The 16,074-nt window shown below is 69.3% G+C and carries 14 protein-coding genes; 5 read left to right on the top strand and 9 right to left on the bottom strand.

Annotation, left to right across the window (positions count from 1 at the left end):
* Positions 1-96: 96 nt before the first annotated feature.
* The 4 genes from cobC to AC0VYP_RS05925 form a co-directional block, all read right to left on the bottom strand.
* A complete protein-coding gene (gene cobC, locus AC0VYP_RS05940; protein WP_475472914.1) occupies positions 97-1,107 on the bottom strand; it encodes an Rv2231c family pyridoxal phosphate-dependent protein CobC in 1,011 nt (336 codons plus the stop codon).
* Between the two features lie 114 nt (positions 1,108-1,221).
* Positions 1,222-1,683 (bottom strand): GNAT family N-acetyltransferase, encoded by a 462-nt coding sequence (locus tag AC0VYP_RS05935; protein ID WP_285759217.1) that lies wholly within the window; start codon positions 1,681-1,683, stop codon positions 1,222-1,224.
* 43 nt (positions 1,684-1,726) lie between these two features.
* Positions 1,727-2,311: a GNAT family N-acetyltransferase gene (locus tag AC0VYP_RS05930; RefSeq protein WP_475472913.1), complete on the bottom strand. Its 585-nt coding sequence runs from the start codon at positions 2,309-2,311 to the stop codon at positions 1,727-1,729.
* Between the two features lie 110 nt (positions 2,312-2,421).
* Positions 2,422-3,219, bottom strand: a complete 798-nt coding sequence (locus tag AC0VYP_RS05925) for a GNAT family N-acetyltransferase (RefSeq protein WP_285759214.1) — start codon at positions 3,217-3,219, stop codon at positions 2,422-2,424.
* 151 nt (positions 3,220-3,370) lie between these two features.
* Here AC0VYP_RS05925 and AC0VYP_RS05920 point away from each other — a divergent pair, with 151 nt between their 5' ends.
* Positions 3,371-3,640: a hypothetical protein gene (locus AC0VYP_RS05920; RefSeq protein ID WP_475472912.1), complete on the top strand. Its 270-nt coding sequence runs from the start codon at positions 3,371-3,373 to the stop codon at positions 3,638-3,640.
* A 162-nt stretch (positions 3,641-3,802) separates the two neighbouring features.
* Positions 3,803-5,278 (top strand): amidase, encoded by a 1,476-nt coding sequence (locus AC0VYP_RS05915; protein ID WP_432707466.1) that lies wholly within the window; start codon positions 3,803-3,805, stop codon positions 5,276-5,278.
* Positions 5,279-5,342: 64 nt separating this feature from the next.
* On the opposite strand, the gene AC0VYP_RS05910 is transcribed toward AC0VYP_RS05915, so the two are convergent.
* Both AC0VYP_RS05910 and AC0VYP_RS05905 read right to left on the bottom strand, forming a co-directional pair.
* Positions 5,343-6,353 (bottom strand): LLM class flavin-dependent oxidoreductase, encoded by a 1,011-nt coding sequence (locus tag AC0VYP_RS05910; protein ID WP_285759211.1) that lies wholly within the window; start codon positions 6,351-6,353, stop codon positions 5,343-5,345.
* Between the two features lie 69 nt (positions 6,354-6,422).
* On the bottom strand, positions 6,423-6,692 hold the full coding sequence (locus AC0VYP_RS05905; protein WP_349497201.1) for a DUF6504 family protein: 270 nt from the start codon (positions 6,690-6,692) through the stop codon (positions 6,423-6,425).
* Between the two features lie 329 nt (positions 6,693-7,021).
* On the opposite strand from AC0VYP_RS05905, the gene AC0VYP_RS05900 reads away from it, so the two are divergent.
* A complete protein-coding gene (locus AC0VYP_RS05900; RefSeq protein WP_475472911.1) occupies positions 7,022-9,076 on the top strand; it encodes a serine/threonine-protein kinase in 2,055 nt (684 codons plus the stop codon).
* Between the two features lie 110 nt (positions 9,077-9,186).
* Complete coding sequence (locus AC0VYP_RS05895; protein WP_475472910.1) at positions 9,187-10,152, top strand: quinone oxidoreductase family protein; 966 nt, start codon at positions 9,187-9,189, stop codon at positions 10,150-10,152.
* Between the two features lie 138 nt (positions 10,153-10,290).
* Here the strand turns inward: AC0VYP_RS05895 and AC0VYP_RS05890 are convergent, their stop codons facing one another.
* The 3 genes from AC0VYP_RS05890 to AC0VYP_RS05880 all read right to left on the bottom strand — a co-directional run bounded on the left by AC0VYP_RS05890 (position 10,291) and on the right by AC0VYP_RS05880 (position 14,967).
* Positions 10,291-11,373 carry an SPFH domain-containing protein gene (locus tag AC0VYP_RS05890; RefSeq protein WP_285759207.1) on the bottom strand — a complete coding sequence of 361 codons (1,083 nt, stop codon included), beginning with the start codon at positions 11,371-11,373 and terminating at the stop codon, positions 10,291-10,293.
* Positions 11,374-11,435: 62 nt separating this feature from the next.
* Positions 11,436-11,876, bottom strand: a complete 441-nt coding sequence (locus AC0VYP_RS05885) for an NfeD family protein (RefSeq protein ID WP_285759206.1) — start codon at positions 11,874-11,876, stop codon at positions 11,436-11,438.
* A 148-nt stretch (positions 11,877-12,024) separates the two neighbouring features.
* Positions 12,025-14,967 (bottom strand): penicillin acylase family protein, encoded by a 2,943-nt coding sequence (locus AC0VYP_RS05880; protein WP_475472908.1) that lies wholly within the window; start codon positions 14,965-14,967, stop codon positions 12,025-12,027.
* Positions 14,968-15,367: 400 nt separating this feature from the next.
* Between AC0VYP_RS05880 and AC0VYP_RS05875 the strand changes: the two genes are divergently transcribed.
* Positions 15,368-15,907, top strand: coding sequence for a hypothetical protein (locus AC0VYP_RS05875; RefSeq protein WP_285759204.1), 540 nt, complete (start codon positions 15,368-15,370; stop codon positions 15,905-15,907).
* Positions 15,908-16,074: the final 167 nt, after the last annotated feature.

Raw genomic sequence — 16,074 nt, 5'->3', positions numbered from 1 at the left:
GGACTGCGCGGTCGTCGCACCGCGGTCTTCTCCGACAGCACTCGCTGATAGGGCCCTGGAAACGGGCGATGGCGCCGGCGGCCGGGCGCACCCGGGCTAGAGCAACTTTGCCAGAATTCGGGTCATCCGTGCGTTGGTCTCGAAGTCTCGCACCGCGATCCGCACGTAGTCGGGTCCCAGTCCGGGAAAAGTGTCGCCCCTGCGAACGGCGACACCTTCGTCTCTGAGCCTCCGACGCAGCCCATCGGCTCCCGACGCGTTCACCAGTACGAACGAGGCTCGGGGGTTCGGTGTCACCGTCAGACCCAGCTCTCGGAGGCGGACGGCGAGGTCGTCGCGCAGAGGACCGAGGGCACCGGCCCAGGCGTCGGCCTCGGCGAGGGCTCGTGGAGAACTGCACGCGTCCGCGGCCACCAGTGCCGGGGTGGAGACCGACCACAGCGGTTGGGCTGCGGCCAGGGCCCCGACCGTTTCGGGTGCGGCGAGCAGATAGCCGACGCGCAATCCCGCAAGTCCCCACGTCTTGGTGAGGCTGCGCACGACGACGAGACCGGGGAGGTCGGTCCGCGCGGCGAGGGACTCCGCCTCCCCCGGCACGCAGTCGGCGAACGCCTCGTTGACGACGAGGACGCGCCCGGGGCGGGCCAGCCCGGCCAGGGTCTTTGCGGGGTGCAGGACCGAGGTGGGGTTGGTGGGATTGCCGATCACGACGAGGTCGGCGTCCGTGGGGACCAGGGCCGGATCGAGGGTGAAGCCACCGGTGAGAACGACGTGGTCCACCCGGTGTCCGGCTGCGCGCAGCGCGGCCTCGGGTTCGGTGAACTGCGGGTGCACCACGACGGCGCGGCGTGGGTTCAGGGCCCTGGCCAACAGGACGAACGCCTCGGCGGCACCGGCGGTCAGAAGAACCTCTGCGGGGTCGCGCCGATGACGGCGGGCCACAGCTGCGCGGGCGGGACCGGGGTCGGGGTAGGCGGCGAGGTCGGTGACGGAGGCGGCAAGGCGTTCGGCCAGCCAGCGCGGCGGAGTCGCAACCCGTACATTGACCGCGAAGTCCACCATGCCCGGGGCGACCTCGCGATCACCGTGGTGACGCAGATCGACCATGGTGGAGGTCCCTCCGTGACGACGGCGGTGGCCGCCTCGCTGCCCGTCGCATCCCTGCGGCCCGACGGCTCCGCCCTGTTCGCGCTCACCCCGCACCGACCGTTGACCGAAAGGTCAATCCTGCCCCAACGCCATCTTGAACCCGATGTGGGAGGGGGTGAACCCCAGTCGCTCGTAGAAGGTGTGGGCGTCGGCCCGGGAGGCGTTCGAGGTGAGCTGGACCATCAGGCAGCCGCGCTTCCGCGCCTCGCCCACCGCCCAGGTGACGAGCTGGGAACCGAGCCCTTTGCCCCGTAGTGCGCTGAGCACCCGCACCGCCTCGATCTGGGCGCGGGTCGCTCCCCGGTGCGACAGCCCCGGCAGGAAGGTCAGCTGGAGGGTGCCCACCACATCACCGTCCTGCTCGGCAACAGCGAGGATCTGGTGGGAGTCGGCGTCAATGGCGGCGAACGCCTCTCGGTAGGGCCCCAGCTCCCCGGGGTTCTCCCGGGCCGCGCCCAGTTCGTCGTCGGCCAGAAGGGCGACGATGGCGGGCAGGTCCCGGGGCGCGGCACGGCGGATGTTCAATTCGTTCACGTGTCACAGGATGTCAAAAGACGAGCCGGGACACGCGGGCGGGTCATGAATCCGAGTGGGTCAGATCTGCGCGGACGAGGCCGTAGACGGCGAGGTTGACGCGCCCTTCGTGCAGGGGCATCGCACTGCGTTCGGTGCCCTCGTAGAGAAAGCCCGTCTTCTCGGCGACCCTGCGGGAGGCGGTGTTGGCGGTGGCCGCTTTGATCTCCACCCGCTCGAAGGACTGCTCCAGCAATGCCCAGCGGGCGATCACCGCGACGGCTTCGGTGGCAACGCCCTTGCCGCGGACCCACGGAGCCGTCCAATAGCCGATCTCGGTGGTGCGCGCGCGCCAGAGGGTGCGCACCAGACCGAACGCGCCGGCGAACTCGCCCGTGTCGCGGATCACCACGGCCCACTGCTGACCGTCACCGCTGGCGCGCATATGCGGGGCGATGACCGTGCACCACTCTTCCGCGTCCGAGCGGGTGTAGGGACGCCGGCCTGGTTCGGGCAGCGGAACCCAGCGCTGCGTGACGGGGTCGTTGGCGGCTCGGTAGACGTCATCCACGTCATCGGCGGTGAAGGCCCGCAGGACCAATCGGTCGGTCTCCAGGATGACGCTGGGCCAGATGGGGTCAGGATTCAACGGATGTTCTCTCCGGTCGAAACGGTTGGCTGTGGGCACGACACGGGCCGCTTCCCCGTGGTCGGGCACAGCGCCCATAGTGTGCCAGGTCGAACAGGCGACAACGCCCCTCAGACCCGTCGATCCGGAGGCGCGTAGTAACGGATGGTGGACACCGGGCGAAAACCGCGGCGATGGTAGAAGTTCTTGGGCCGGTCCCCTGCATCGGGGAGAACGAGGACCGGGCGTGCGCCGTTGAGCCCCGCATCCACTGTGGCGTGGCGCAGCAGCTGGTCGGCGATTCCGCCTCCGCGGTGGTCGGGATGGACGAAGAGGTCCTCGACTACCGACAGCACGCCTGCCCCCTGCCAGGAGGAGAAGAAACCACAGGCGACCCCGTCCTTGCAGGCCAGCCAGTAATGGACGTCGGGTGTCTTGGCCCTGCGCACGAGCACCGCCTGCTCGGTGTGTTCGATCGGGCGCGGCAGCCTGCCCCTGGACCGGTCCTCTTCCTCGTGGTCGGCGCGAAACAGCTCGGCCAGACGGGCCCAGTCCTCGGGGCTGTCCACCGAACGGACCTCGGTGTCGGCGTGCCGGGCGGGCGGTGGGGCGGTTCCCACGAGCGCGATCCGGGTGGCGTTGTGGCGCCACCCCTTCAACACGAGCGCCGCCTCGGTGGCGGGTGGGGTACTGGCTCCCACTTGGACCCGGGCCGACGGTGCACCGATCCACTCCCAGGCCCGGCCGAGGACGTCGGCGACCTGAACGGGGTCGTCACCCACCAGACGGGTCACGAAGTTGGCGAAACCCACGTGGCCGGCCGACCGGTTGCGCACGAGGTGCGCGCCGTTGAGGGCGCGCGTCTCTCCACCGAGCGCCCAGAACGCCTCAACGGCCTCGTCAACGGCTCCGGCCAGCAGGTCAGTCATGGCGTTCACCGTAGCGGCACGGATCCGCACGGTCAGGGAATCGGCCGACTCCGGCCGCATCACTGCGCCGAACGGGTGGAACACCACGGCACCACCTGGTTAGATCCTTTTGTCCGCGACCGTACAGGACTCGCACATTGGAGCATCGTCCGTGGAGACCCCCGTCTCAACCCTTCTTTTCACCCCCCTGGTCATCGTCGCCGTCCTCGTGACCGCGATCGCCCTGGTGGCCCTGGTCGTGGTCGTACTCGTCTCCCGCGCAGGCCGGACACGCGACAGCGCCGGACCCGCGCGGCGACGCCCATCGGGAGGGGGCGGCGGGGGCGGGGGCGGAGACGGCGGCGGGGCCTGGGGGTCGTGGGACTCGGGCGGCAGCGGAGGCGACAGCGGTGGCGACAGCGGTGGCGGCGGAGGGGACTGAGCCGCCTCGTACCGTGGCACGGCCCCGGGGAGAACGCACGGCGGTCGATCGCGCAGCCGGAGCTGCGCGCGATGACGGCGAAACAGCTCCCATCGGCCGGAACCGACCGCAAATATCGCCCAACAAACCTTGTTTTTCCGGCAATCGCTACCGTAGTTCACGGTGGAAACGCAGGCTGGGATGGTGGCCTGCACCCCCGAGAAGGAGCGCGCGATGCACGAGGAGATCGTCTACCGTCCCGCCCGGGAACTGGCCCGGATGCTGCGGAAGCGGGAGATCTCCGCGCGCGAGGTCGTCGCGGCCCACCTCGCACGGATCGAGGAGGTGAACCCCCGGATCAACGCGGTGGTCACCGTGTGCGGCGAACGCGCGATGGAGGAGGCGGCGGCGGCGGACGACTTCATGGCGTCCGGGGGGACCCCGGGTCCGCTGCACGGCCTGCCGATCGCGCACAAGGACACCCATGCGACCGCCGGTGTCCGCACCACCTTCGGCTCGCCCTTCTTCGCCGACCACGTTCCCGACCACGACGAGCTGATCGTGGAACGGATGCGCGCAGCGGGCGCGATCACCATCGGCAAGACCAACGTGCCCGAGTTCGCGGCCGGATCGCACACGTTCAACACCCTGTTCGGCACCACGGTGAACCCCTACGACACGAGCCGGTCGGCCGGCGGCAGCAGCGGGGGCGCGGCCGCTGCTCTGGCGTGCGGCATGCACGCCTTGGCCGACGGCTCCGACATGGGCGGCTCGCTCCGCAATCCGGCCTCGTTCAACAATGTGGTGGGACTACGGCCCTCCCCCGGCCGGGTGCCGGCCCACCCGGAACCGCTGGGCTGGTCAACCCTCTCGGTCCAGGGCCCCATGGCCCGTGACGTCGGCGACACCGCCCTGCTGTTGTCGGTACTGGCCGGCCCCGACTCGCGCAGTCCGATCGCGGTCGCCGAGCCCGGAAGCGTCTTCGATCCCTCCGCCGGTCCGTTGGACCGCGAGCTGAGCGGACTGCGCGTGGCGTGGTCACCGGATCTGAACGGGGCGCTGACCTGCGAGCGGGCCGTAGTGGAGACCCTGACCGCGCAGCTGGGCACATTCTCCGACCTCGGCTGCACGGTAGAGCTGGACGCGCCTGACCTCAGCGGCGCCGACGAGGTGTTTCGAACCTTGCGCGCCTGGGTGTTCGAGAGCAACTTCGGTGCGCTGCTGGACGCGGACCGGTCCAAGCTCAAGCCGTCGGTGGTGTGGAACATCGAAGCGGGCCGCAGGCTCACCGGCCCCGACCTCGCCCGTGCCGAACGGTTGCACACCGAACTCTTCCACCGCGTGCGCGTGTTCTTCGAGCGCTACGACGTGCTGCTGTTGCCGGTCAGCCAGGTGGCCCCTTTCGATGCCGCCCAGGAGTACCCCACCGATATCGACGGCCAGGTGCAGCAGACCTACCTGGACTGGATGCGCTCGGCGTACTGGATCTCCGTCACCGGCTGCCCGGCCCTGTCGGTGCCGGCGGGGTTCACGGAATCGGGGCTTCCGGTGGGGGTGCAGATCGTCGGCCCGCACCTGGCCGAGCGCCGGGTACTGGAAGTGGGCCGGGCCTTCGAGGCAGCCACACGCTTCGGCGAGCGACGGCCGCCGTTGTCCTGAAGCGGTGGCGGAAGCCGGTGTGGACCTTCGTCAAGAAGGTCCACACCGCCCGGGTCGAGCGAGATCAACCACCCGCGGGAAGGGCGAACTCCGTGGCGAGCAGGCGCAGCGCCTTGTGCCGCAGCAGGGGGTCGGGCATGGGGACCGCCAGGACGACCTCGTCGGCCCGGGCCTGTTCCGCGACCGCCCGCACCCGCGCACCCACTTCGTCGGGGGTTCCGGTGAACAGGCGATCGGCCATGGCCGCGCGAATGGACGCATAGCGTTCCCCCGTACGGAACGCGCGCGCCTCGTCCAGACTGGTGGGGGTGCGTACGTTGGAGCGCAGCTTGGTCATGGTCAGTGCCCAGTAGGCTGCGAAGTCCTCCGACTCCTCGTCGTCATCGGAGGCGAAGGCGACGACCGAGAAACTGCTGTAGGGCGTGGCCGCGCGTTCGGAGGGGCGGAAGGTGTCGCGGTAACGGCGCAGCATGGCGACTGCCGCGTCGGGGTTGATCTGCTGGGCGAAGGAGAAGGGCAGACCGTGCGCCGCCGCATAAGTGGCGCCGTAGTCGCTGGAGCCCAGCATCCAGACCTGCGGCGGTGCCGGGACCGCCGGAGAGGCCACGATGTCGGCGAGCGGGTGGCCCAGCGGGAAGCTGTTGTCCAGGAAGCCGAACAGTTCCTCGGCGAGTGAGTCGAAATCGACCTGGACGACGGCTCGACGCGATCCGCGCAGAGCCATAGCGGTGGCGCCGTCCGTCCCCGGGGCACGCCCGAGGCCGAGGTCGATGCGCCCCGGATAGAGGGCTTCGAGGGTGTGGAACAGTTCGGCGACCTTCAGGGGCGCGTGGTTGGGCAGCATGATGCCGCCCGCCCCCACGCGAAGACGCGAGGTCTCGGCGGCGACCCGCGCGATGATCAACTCGGGCGCACTGCACGCCAGGCCGGCCGAGTTGTGGTGCTCGGAGAACCACAGCCGCTCGTAACCGAGTTGCTCGACGAGAACTGCGGAGCGCACCGCCTCGGTCAACGCTTCGTGGGCGCTGACGCCTGGCGGGCTCAGCACGTAGTCGAGGACAGACGCCTTGAGCATGATGGGGTTGGCTCCTCGTGGCCGGGGTCGTGACAGTGGCCTCAACACGCCCCGGCCGCAGGTGATTCCTTACTCCGCGACCCTGGCGAGCAGCCAGGCGCCGCTCACGGAGTCGTGGCTGAGTTCGTAGTGCCCCGACGCGGCCCCCGCCCCCGCCTGCACGCGCCAGGACGAACGAGCGGTCGGGCCCTGTCCTTTGGCGGAAGCAGCACCCGAACGCGGCGTCACCCAGTGGTCGATGATGCGCTGCACCACGTATACGCGCCCCTCCCAGACGAAACGTGCAGGTCGCCCGCCGTGTTCCCACACCCGCACCGGCACTCCGTAGACACGAGCCACCACCACCGTCCTCACCCGACCCAAGGAGTTTGCGTGCCGTCCGGCTGGTCGGCGACACACTCGAACATTATCGAACGTATGTACTAATCATAGCGAAGGCCACTGACAGCGAGAAGCGATCCGCCCGCGCCCCCGTCCCGAGAACCACTGCACCGGACAACCGGCAGGCGCCTCCTCCCGGCTCGCGGCAAAACACCCGGCCATGGTTAGCTTCTGGGGACGCACCCCCGTAGACCTGCGCCCCTTTCCCGAGCGGCCCCGGGGATGCCCCTCAGAGGTCGATACGCTGTGAGGCGCGAATGACGCGATCCCCAAAGGAACCCATCACTGTGACGCCAAACGGGCACGAGCGCACCCAACCCCTCCGCACGAGTGATCCGACCGAGTTGGGCGGGTACCGCATCGTCGGACGCCTGGGCCAGGGCGGCATGGGAACGGTCTACCTCGCCAAGGACTCCGCGGACCGCAACGTGGCGGTGAAACTGATCCGCCCCGACCTCAGCGACGACGAGGCGTTCCGGCGCCGTTTCTCCCGCGAGGTCCGGTCAGCGCGCAGCGTCGCCCGTTTCTCCACCGCCTCGGTGATCGACGCCCGCCTCGAAGGCGACCCCCTCTTCATCGTCTCCGAGTACGTGGCCGGCCCCACCCTCGCCGAGGCCGTCAAGAGCGAGGGCCCGATGGCAGGAGGCACCCTGGAGGGTCTGGCCATGGGGGTGGCCGCCGCACTCAGCGCGATCCACGGTGCGGGTGTGGTCCACCGCGACCTGAAACCCGCCAACGTGCTGTTGTCCTCGGTCGGGCCCAAGGTCATCGACTTCGGAATCGCACGGGCGATGGACGCCGACGGCTCGGTCACCCGGTCGAGTCAACTGATGGGGACCCCCGCTTACCTGGCCCCCGAGCTCATTTCCGGGGATTCGGTGGCCCCGCCCGCCGACATCTTCTCCTGGGGCTGTCTCGTCGCTTTCGCCGGAACCGGCAGGACGCCCTTCGACGGGCCCACCGTGCCCGCGGTCCTGCACCAGATCATCTCGATGGAGCCGGACCTCACCGGTCTCGACCCCCACCTGCTGGGGCTCGTCCGACAGGCGCTGGACAAAACGCCGGCGAACCGCCCCACCGCGCAGCAGTTGCTGAACATCCTGATCGGCCAGGAGTCCCCCAGCCCCGCGGTGATCGACGAAACCGTGGTGCGTTCCTGGACCCCGCCCTCGACCAACCGATCCGTGATCCCCGACACCGGTCCGCGCCCGGCGGAGCCCACCGGCGCGACTCCACCGGCGCCCGGCGGTCTCCGGCCCGACGGCTCGCCTCCCGCAGAGCCCACCACCGATTTCGCCCAGCAGCGCACCAACGCGCTTCCGGCCCCGGCGGCCCGTCCCCCGCAGCCCCCTTACAGTGGGCCTTCAGGACCGAACCAGCCCGGCTTCGGGTACCCCGGGAGCGGTTATCCACCGCCCGGCCGGCAGGGCGGTCACGGTTACAACGGGCAGCCGCCCTACGGGTACCCGGGGGACACCCGCAACGGGGACTTCGGCGGCCCCACCCCGCCCGGAGGTGGCGTCGTCTCAGGCCGCACCCCCTTCCCGACGAAGTGGGTCGGCGCCGCAGCACTGGCCCTCGTGGTGGCGGGTGCGGCGGTGGCCGGTGGGATCTGGCTGCGGGGCGGCCCCCCGGTTCCCACCGGGACCGAGTTCTACAGTCACGACTTCGCCGTCCAGGACAACGCCTGGCCCGACCGCGAGTTCGACCCGGGGAGCAACAGCAGCTGGGTGGGCTACCAGGACGACACGTTCGTCGTGTCCGCGGACGGTGACCGCCAGGTCTCCAGCGGCGCCTACCCCGAGATCCTGGGCGTCCCCTCCCGGGTCCTGGTCAGCGCCACGGCGGTCGTCCAGAGCGGCCCGGCCTACGGCGCCTTCGGCCTGTCCTGCTTCAAGTACGAGAACGACGACGACTCCACCTACTACCGGGCCTACGTACGGGTGGACGGAGCAGAGGCGGAGATCCGGCGCGAGGCCGGCGAAGGCGGATCACGGAGCCTGAACAGGGTCGGCGGAGACCCTGTCCCCGGTTTCGCTCCCGCGGAGAACGGTTCCGGGGATCGGGGCGCGGACTCCCCCCGTAACAAACTGGACTTCTCCTGCGAGCTGGACGAGACCGCCGCGACGATGACCCTCAACCTGTGGGTCAACGGCGAGCACGTGCTGGAGGCGGTGGACGAACAGCCACTGCCCTCGACCGGTGAAGGCCCCTCCCCCGGACTCGCCGTGGCCGGTGGGCAGGGCGGCCGACTCACCCAGGTCGCCTTCGACGACTTCGCGCTCTACCAGTTGGGCGCCGTCAACGGGAACAACCCGATCGCGACACCTTCGTCGAACTAGCCGCCACCACACCATTGCACCCATCATGGGGTGGGCCCCGGCACGGCCGCGACCGGGCCCGGGGCCACCCCACGATGGGTGTCCAGACGAACAGCAGGGAGTTGACGGGTATGCGCGCGATTGTCATTGGGGAGACCGGCGGTCCTGAGGTACTGCGCCCGGCCGAGGCGCCCGACCCCGTCGCAGGACCGGGACAGGTCGTGGTGGACATCGAGGCCCGCGGGGTCAACTTCATCGAGATCTACCAGCGCTCCGGCGCCTACCCGATGTCCGTCCCCTTCACCCCCGGCAGTGAGGGCGCGGGCCGGGTGAGCGCGGTCGGCGAGGGCGTCACCGAGTTCGCGGTGGGCGACCGGGTCGGCTCGGTGGCGGTGGCGGGCTCCTACGCGGAACGCGCGGTGGTCCCGGTCAACGCCCTCGTGCCGCTGCCCGACAGCGTCAGCACCGAGCAGGCGGCCGCCGTACTGCTCCAGGGGTTGACGGCCCACTACCTGACCCACTCCACGTATTCGATCCAACCGGGCGACACCGTACTGGTCCACGCCGCCGCGGGCGGAACCGGACTCCTCATCACCCAGTTGGCCAAGTTGCGCGGCGCCAGGGTGATCGGCACGGTCTCCACCGAGGCCAAGGAGAAGCAGGCCCGGGACGCCGGGGCAGACGAGATCATCCGCTACTCCGAGTCCGACATCGCCGAGGAGGTCGCGCGGTTGACCGACGGCGCCGGTGTGGCAGCGGTCTACGACGGTGTGGGGGCCGACACCTTCGACGCGAGCCTGGCCAGTCTGCGCCCGCGCGGTGTGCTCGTCCTGTTCGGGCAGGCCAGCGGACCGGTGCCCCCGGTGGACCCGCAGCGCCTCAACAGCGCCGGATCGGTCTACCTGACCAGGCCCACCCTGGTGCACTACACGGCCGAACGCGCAGAACTGCTCGAACGTGCAACCGATGTGCTCGGCCTGGTGGGGATCGGCAGTCTCAACGTGCACGTGGGCGGCCGCTATCCGTTGGATGAGGCGGCCAAGGCGCACACCGACCTTGCCGCGCGCGCGACCACCGGCAAACTTCTCCTGGTCTGATCCCGATCCGGCTCGGCTGCCGACGGCACGAGCACCCGCCCGGTCGAGGGCCCCACGGCATCGCAGCCGTGTCGGCGGACGGCCCCGGTGCCGCGTTTTCGAATCGAGGAACGCGGCACCGGGGCCGTCCCGGCGGATCTAGGTGATGCGCTTGCCCGACAGGGTGGTGGGGTTGGACGCCGCGTCTGCCTCCGCCTTGGCCTCGGCCACTGCGGCCTCCGCGTTCTCGGCCGCCTCGGTGGCCGCTTGCAGGGCCGTGGAATCGGCCGGGTCGCCCGAGGTGAGCTGTTGCGGCCCTTCCGCCTCCCGGGTGTCCTCGTCGTCGCCCGGCGTGTGCCGCGTCTGCGCCGAGGCATCACCGGCGTCGGGCCCGAACGCCTTGCTGACGTTTTGGATGGCCTGGGTGAGCTCGCCCGGAATGACCCAGAAGGTGTTGCCCTCTCCCTGGGCCAGGCTGGGCAACGTCTCCAGGTACTTGTAGGCCAGCAGCTTGGAGTCGGCGTTGTTGGCGTGCACCGCCTGGAAGACCCGCTCGATGGCCTTGGCCTCACCGTCGGCGCGCAGAATGGCGGACTGCTGCGCTCCCTGTGCCTCCAGGATGGCCTGTTGACGCGCGCCTTCGGCGGTCAGGATGCGCGACTGGCGCTCACCCTCGGCGTGCAGGATCGTGGCGCGCTTGTCGCGCTCGGCACGCATCTGCTTCTCCATGGCCTCCTTGATGGAGGGCGGAGGATCGATGGCCTTTATCTCGACCCGGTTCACCCGGATCCCCCATTTGCCGGTGGCCTCGTCCAGGACCCCGCGCAGCCGGGAGTTGATCTCTTCGCGCGAGGTCAGCGTGCGTTCCAGGTCCATCCCGCCGATGACGTTGCGCAGGGTGGTCACGGTGAGCTGATCGATGGCCTGAAGGTAGTTGGCCACTTCATAAGCCGCGGACTTGGGCACGGTGATCTGGTAGTAGAGGACGGTGTCGATGTTGACGACCAGGTTGTCCTCGGTGATGACCGGCTGGGGCCGCGAGGTGAACACCTGCTCGCGCAGGTCGAACTTGGTGTTGACCCGGTCCACGCCCGGGATGATGAAGTTGAGTCCGGGCTGCAGGGTTCGCATGTAGCGACCGAAACGCTCGATGTTGTAGGCACGGGCCTGCGGCACGATTCGCACCGTGGAGACCACCACGATGACCGCGATGAACGCCAATGCGATGAACAGGATCTCCATTGCGTACGCCGCTCCTTTCCAGATCGGTGGCTCTGGCGAGCCCTAGATCGCGATGCCAGGGGTCAGGGCAGCATCTCCCGCGGATAGACGACCGCGGTGGCGCCTTCGATCTCCATGACATCTACCTGGGCGCCCGCGGGAATCGTCAGCGTGTCGTCCAGCGCGCGGGCCGACCACTCCTCTCCGGAGAGTTTGATCCGGCCCCGGTCGGCGGCGATCTCCTGGATGACGACAGCGGAGCGACCGACCAGGGCGTCGGTCCCCGAGCGGAGCAGGGGCGGCTGTCCCAGTTGCCGACGGGCGATGGGGCGGACGACGAGGAGGCCGGCCGAGGCGGTGGCGACGAAAGCGACGACTTGGAACGCCACTCCCAGACCGAGTGCCCCGACGACTCCGGCGACGATGGCTGCTGCGGCCAGTAGGCCGAGGGACAGAGTGAGGGTGAATACTTCCGCGACGCCCAGCGCCGCGCCCGCGATCAGCCAGAGAACCCACACCGGCATGGAATCGCCCTCCCGTCATGTGGCGGGTATGCCGTAGAACTACCCCCGATGAGCCCGGGATCACACCTGCGAGGAATCTGTCTGTACCCGGATCGGGTGCTGGGTGCCGGAATGTTCCGGCACCCATTACAACGGCTGCACAGGCGGTTCAGTTCCGTCTCGCCCCGAACTGGTGGACGAGCTGATAGGTGGGACGGTTCTGCCAGGCCACCCTGTTCAGGTTGATGCCACCGAGCCTGGAGTGCACGATCGAGTCCGCGCAGACCTGGTCGCCGGCAGCGCACTCGGCGTCACCGGGATAGACCTGATTGGCGGGTACGGCAGCGGCAGCGGTCAGGGAGTCCACCAGAACCGTGCGGCACGCGGCGAGTTCGCCGCCACCGCAGTAGGCGTCTCCCAACGGCCCCTGGACGTCCTGACCGAGGACGGCCCGCAGGTCCTTGTCCACGTAGGACCAGAAGCCGTACTGGAAACTGGATCCCTTGTGGGCCTGGCCCTGGTTGATCCCGCCTGTCCCCCCGCCCCCGGTGAATCCGGACGGGGACTCGTCGATCTGGGCGACCGAGGTCATCCGGGTGTAGAGGTCGTCGCCCATCCCCGGCCGGAACTGGGCCTCCACCAGTCGCGGCCACCAAGCGTCCATGACGCGGATCGCCCGGGAGTGCGCGTAGGTCCCCGCTCCCTTGGTGGGTTCGCGCCGGTTGGCCCCCGACTCCATCCACACCCGGAGTTCGGCGATGGTGGCGGCGAGAGCGGGGTCGGTGACGGGTTCACTCTCGAGGACCGCCAGGAGTTCGGGGAGTACCTGTTCACCGCGCAGATCGACGTTCGCCGCGTCCTCCATGGCCTGGACGACCTGCGCGGCCGTGACGGGGTTCCCGGAGCCCACGAGCGCACCGATGCGGTCGTCCAGCAGGTCGGCGCGGTGCACCGAACCGGTGGCGTACCCGGAGGTGTACCCGGGGGCGGGCTTGTTGTTCCAGTTGACGTAGTAGTCGTCGTTGAGTGCGTTGGGATGCTGGGACAGCGGTGTGTAGTCGGCGGAGTTGTCGGCGGGGTTCCAGCCCGCCCAGCCTGCCGCCGAGTTGACGGCGATGGGCAGATTGGGATCGGTTCCGGGCAGACGCACCGGGTTGAGCCCGGAATTGACGAAAGCGATGTCGTCGGCGTCGTTGTAGTGCCAGTTGAAGGCGTAGCCGATGTCGGTCGAGGCTTCCTGGAAGGCGGTCGCCGAGGTGATGAGTTCGGGATCGTTGAACTTCTGGAACCCGATGATGGATCCCACCTCGTGTTGGTAGGTGGACCGGCGCAGGACGAACGCGTGCGGGACTCCCCCGACGGTCCCGAAGGAGTTGACGAGCCCGTACGCGGAGCGCAGTGACGTCAGGCGGTAGGAGCCGGCGGGGGTCTGGTCGGCAACGGTGGGCGACCAGCTGTTGGTGACACTGAGCTCTTCGAAGGCCACGCAGTCGGCGCCGTCGCGGTAGTGGCGCGTGTCCAGGTCGGCCTGCCCGCCGCCCGGCTCGCACAGTTCGAGGGCGAAGGTGTCGGTGATGTCCTGGTTGGCGGAGGTGGGGCTCCAGGCGTAGTCGGCGCCACGGCCGATCTGTACGTAGAAGCTGACTCCGGGGAAGGACGCGCCGCGGGCACTGATCCCGGGGCCCTGCAACTCCTGGACCATGAGCAGTTGGGGCGAGTAGTAGCCGGTCTGGGGGCCCGAGACCGAGACGGGGTTGTTGTCCCGGGTGTGCTCCCCGCCGACGACGACGGCGTTGGACATGCTGGGTTCGCCCTCGAACAGGTCGGCGGGCAGCACCCCATTGTTGAAGATGCCCTCGGCCGAGCTCAGGTCCCCGTCCTCGATCAGTTGGTCGAGCTTCTTCCTGGACTGCTCGGGGAGGTCGGCAAGGGTTGCGGAACCGTTCTGCCCCTCCTCCGGTGCGGCAGCGGCGAGTGGGGCGGCGGTGGCGCCGGCGGCAGCCGATCCGGTGGCGTCGTGGACGAGGTCGTAGTCCACGACCGACCCGGGGTCGGGAAGGACCTGGCCGACTGCGTCGTCGGGGGTCTGGGCGTAGTCGAAGGTGCCCGAGACGGTGGTGACCGCCTCGGGGTCGTTCTCCGTCCGCCAGGTCCGCCAGACCCGTTCGCCTTCCTCCGGACCATACTGGTCCTGGAAGGCGGACTTGAGCAGCGCGGACTGGACCTCGCCGCCGCCTCCGCCGCCGAAGAGCAGGCCGACCATCGCGGCGATCCCGACGACGTCGGTACGGGTGAAGTGGTGGATGGTCCCGGCCTGCGTGATGGAGTCCTTGTGTCCGGCGAGCACGTACTCGCCGGGATAGTTCCAGACCAGGGGCTGCTGGGAGCGGGTGATGTAGGAGTTGATGCCGGCGAGATAGGCGTCCACGTCCGCGAGCGCCTGCTGTCCCCGCGGCCCGGATGCGGCCACCCGGTCGATCTGCGCCTGTTTGTCGGCCTCGGTGTAGGGGGCGCCGGCCCACAGGCTCTGTTCCAGCTCGCGGTTGCTCTGCGCTCCGCCGGCGAACGCGGTCAGCTTGCCCTTGCCGAGGTTGCGGAGCAGGTCCATGAGGAACAGCCGGTTCTCGGCTGCGGCGTAGCCGGCACCGAACATGGTGCCGCCCCTGGTGGTGCCGTAGATGTGCGGGATTCCGTGGTGCTTGTCGCGGACGATGGTGACGTCGGAGCGGGGCCGGTAGGTGCGCCCCACGTCGGCGGGGTCCACTCCGAAGGAGGCGTCGAGGTAGTAGTCGCCGAGCGCGCCGTCGGTGAGACCGTCGTAGTCGTGCAGGAGGTCGTCGTACGCCTCCAGCTGGGTGTCGGAGAACGCCGGTCGGGTGCCGAACACCTGGTTGCCGAGGATCTCGACGAGGGTGGCGTTGCCGTTCTGGCCGGGGGCGAGGATGTCGCGGCACCCGTCGCCGCAGTAGTCCTCGACGGCCGCCATCAGTTCGGAGGGGCTGGGCTGCCGGGGCTGGGCCGCGGCGGGGGGCGCCGTCGCCAAGCCGGTCACCAGACACGCGAGCGCCACACTTGCCGCGGCGGCCGCACGTCCACGAGCGTGCTGGATCATATCCGCACTCTCCGTTCACGCGGGGTTGGCGGCAGGTTACGTAGCCATGGACGATTTGCGAAAGAGTTTCATGTTTTTCTTCGCCGCCGCCCCCGCCTCCTCCGACACGGCACCTTCCGAGCGAGGCGTGCACCTCGCACCCCTCGGCCGCACGACCAGGAGTGACACGACAAGAACCCTCCGCAATCGCGCAATCGGGGGAAAAGCAACGACACTGGCCACTTCCGGCCACTGCCAGTGATGTGGACCACAAGAACGACGGCAGAGGTGCCCTCTGTGCACCAGAAGCGCCCACGCAGATCACGGTTGTCCCGTCCGCGGCGCCCGTAGGGCGGGAACGGGTCGGCCGCCGACCCGGGATCGCCTACCGCGGCCAGCCGGATTTGCGAGAATCGCCACCATGACCCACTACCCCGACCCGCACCACGGTGCGGGCGACCCCAACGTCTGGAACACCGGCGGCCACCCCAACCCTCAGGTCCCGCCGCCGATGGACGCCAACCCCAACGCGCACCTGTCCCCCTACTCCGCGCAGACAGGCGGCTACCAGGCGCCCCCGGGGTACTCGCCCCAGATGCAGCCGGCCTACCCCGAGCAGCCGCTCGCGGTACTGGGCGACATCACCGTGACGCAGTCCACGGTCATGACGCCGGCCGGAGTGTTCCCGATCAAGGGCAGCATGTGGACGCTCAACGACATGACGTTCGTCCGCCGCGACATGCCCGGCTGGGCGATCGCCGTCGCACTCGTCGGCTTCTTCTTCGTCTGCGTCTTCAGTCTCTTCTTCCTGATGGTGAAGGAGACCACCGTGAGCGGCAGCATCCAGGTCAGCGTCCGCCAGGGCGACAACTTCCACACCACCCAGATCCCGGTGCACTCGGTCGGGCAGGCACGCCAGATCCACGACCAATTCCAGTACGCGCGCACCCTGGCGTTCTGAGGTCTTTCCTCGGCCGTGATACCGCCTGGCCGCAGGGTTTGCGTTGGGCCGGCGGTACCACGACCCATTGGCCTGGCCTTGGCAAACGCATAACAGAACCATCACTTTGCCCTGCTTGGGGGAGTACTTCGGTTTCAGCTGGTCAAAACGGGGCTCATGACCGAAAT

It is taken from the genome of Nocardiopsis sp. iso_186 (assembly GCF_056173365.1).
This window is presented reverse-complemented; position numbering and strand designations above follow the sequence as displayed.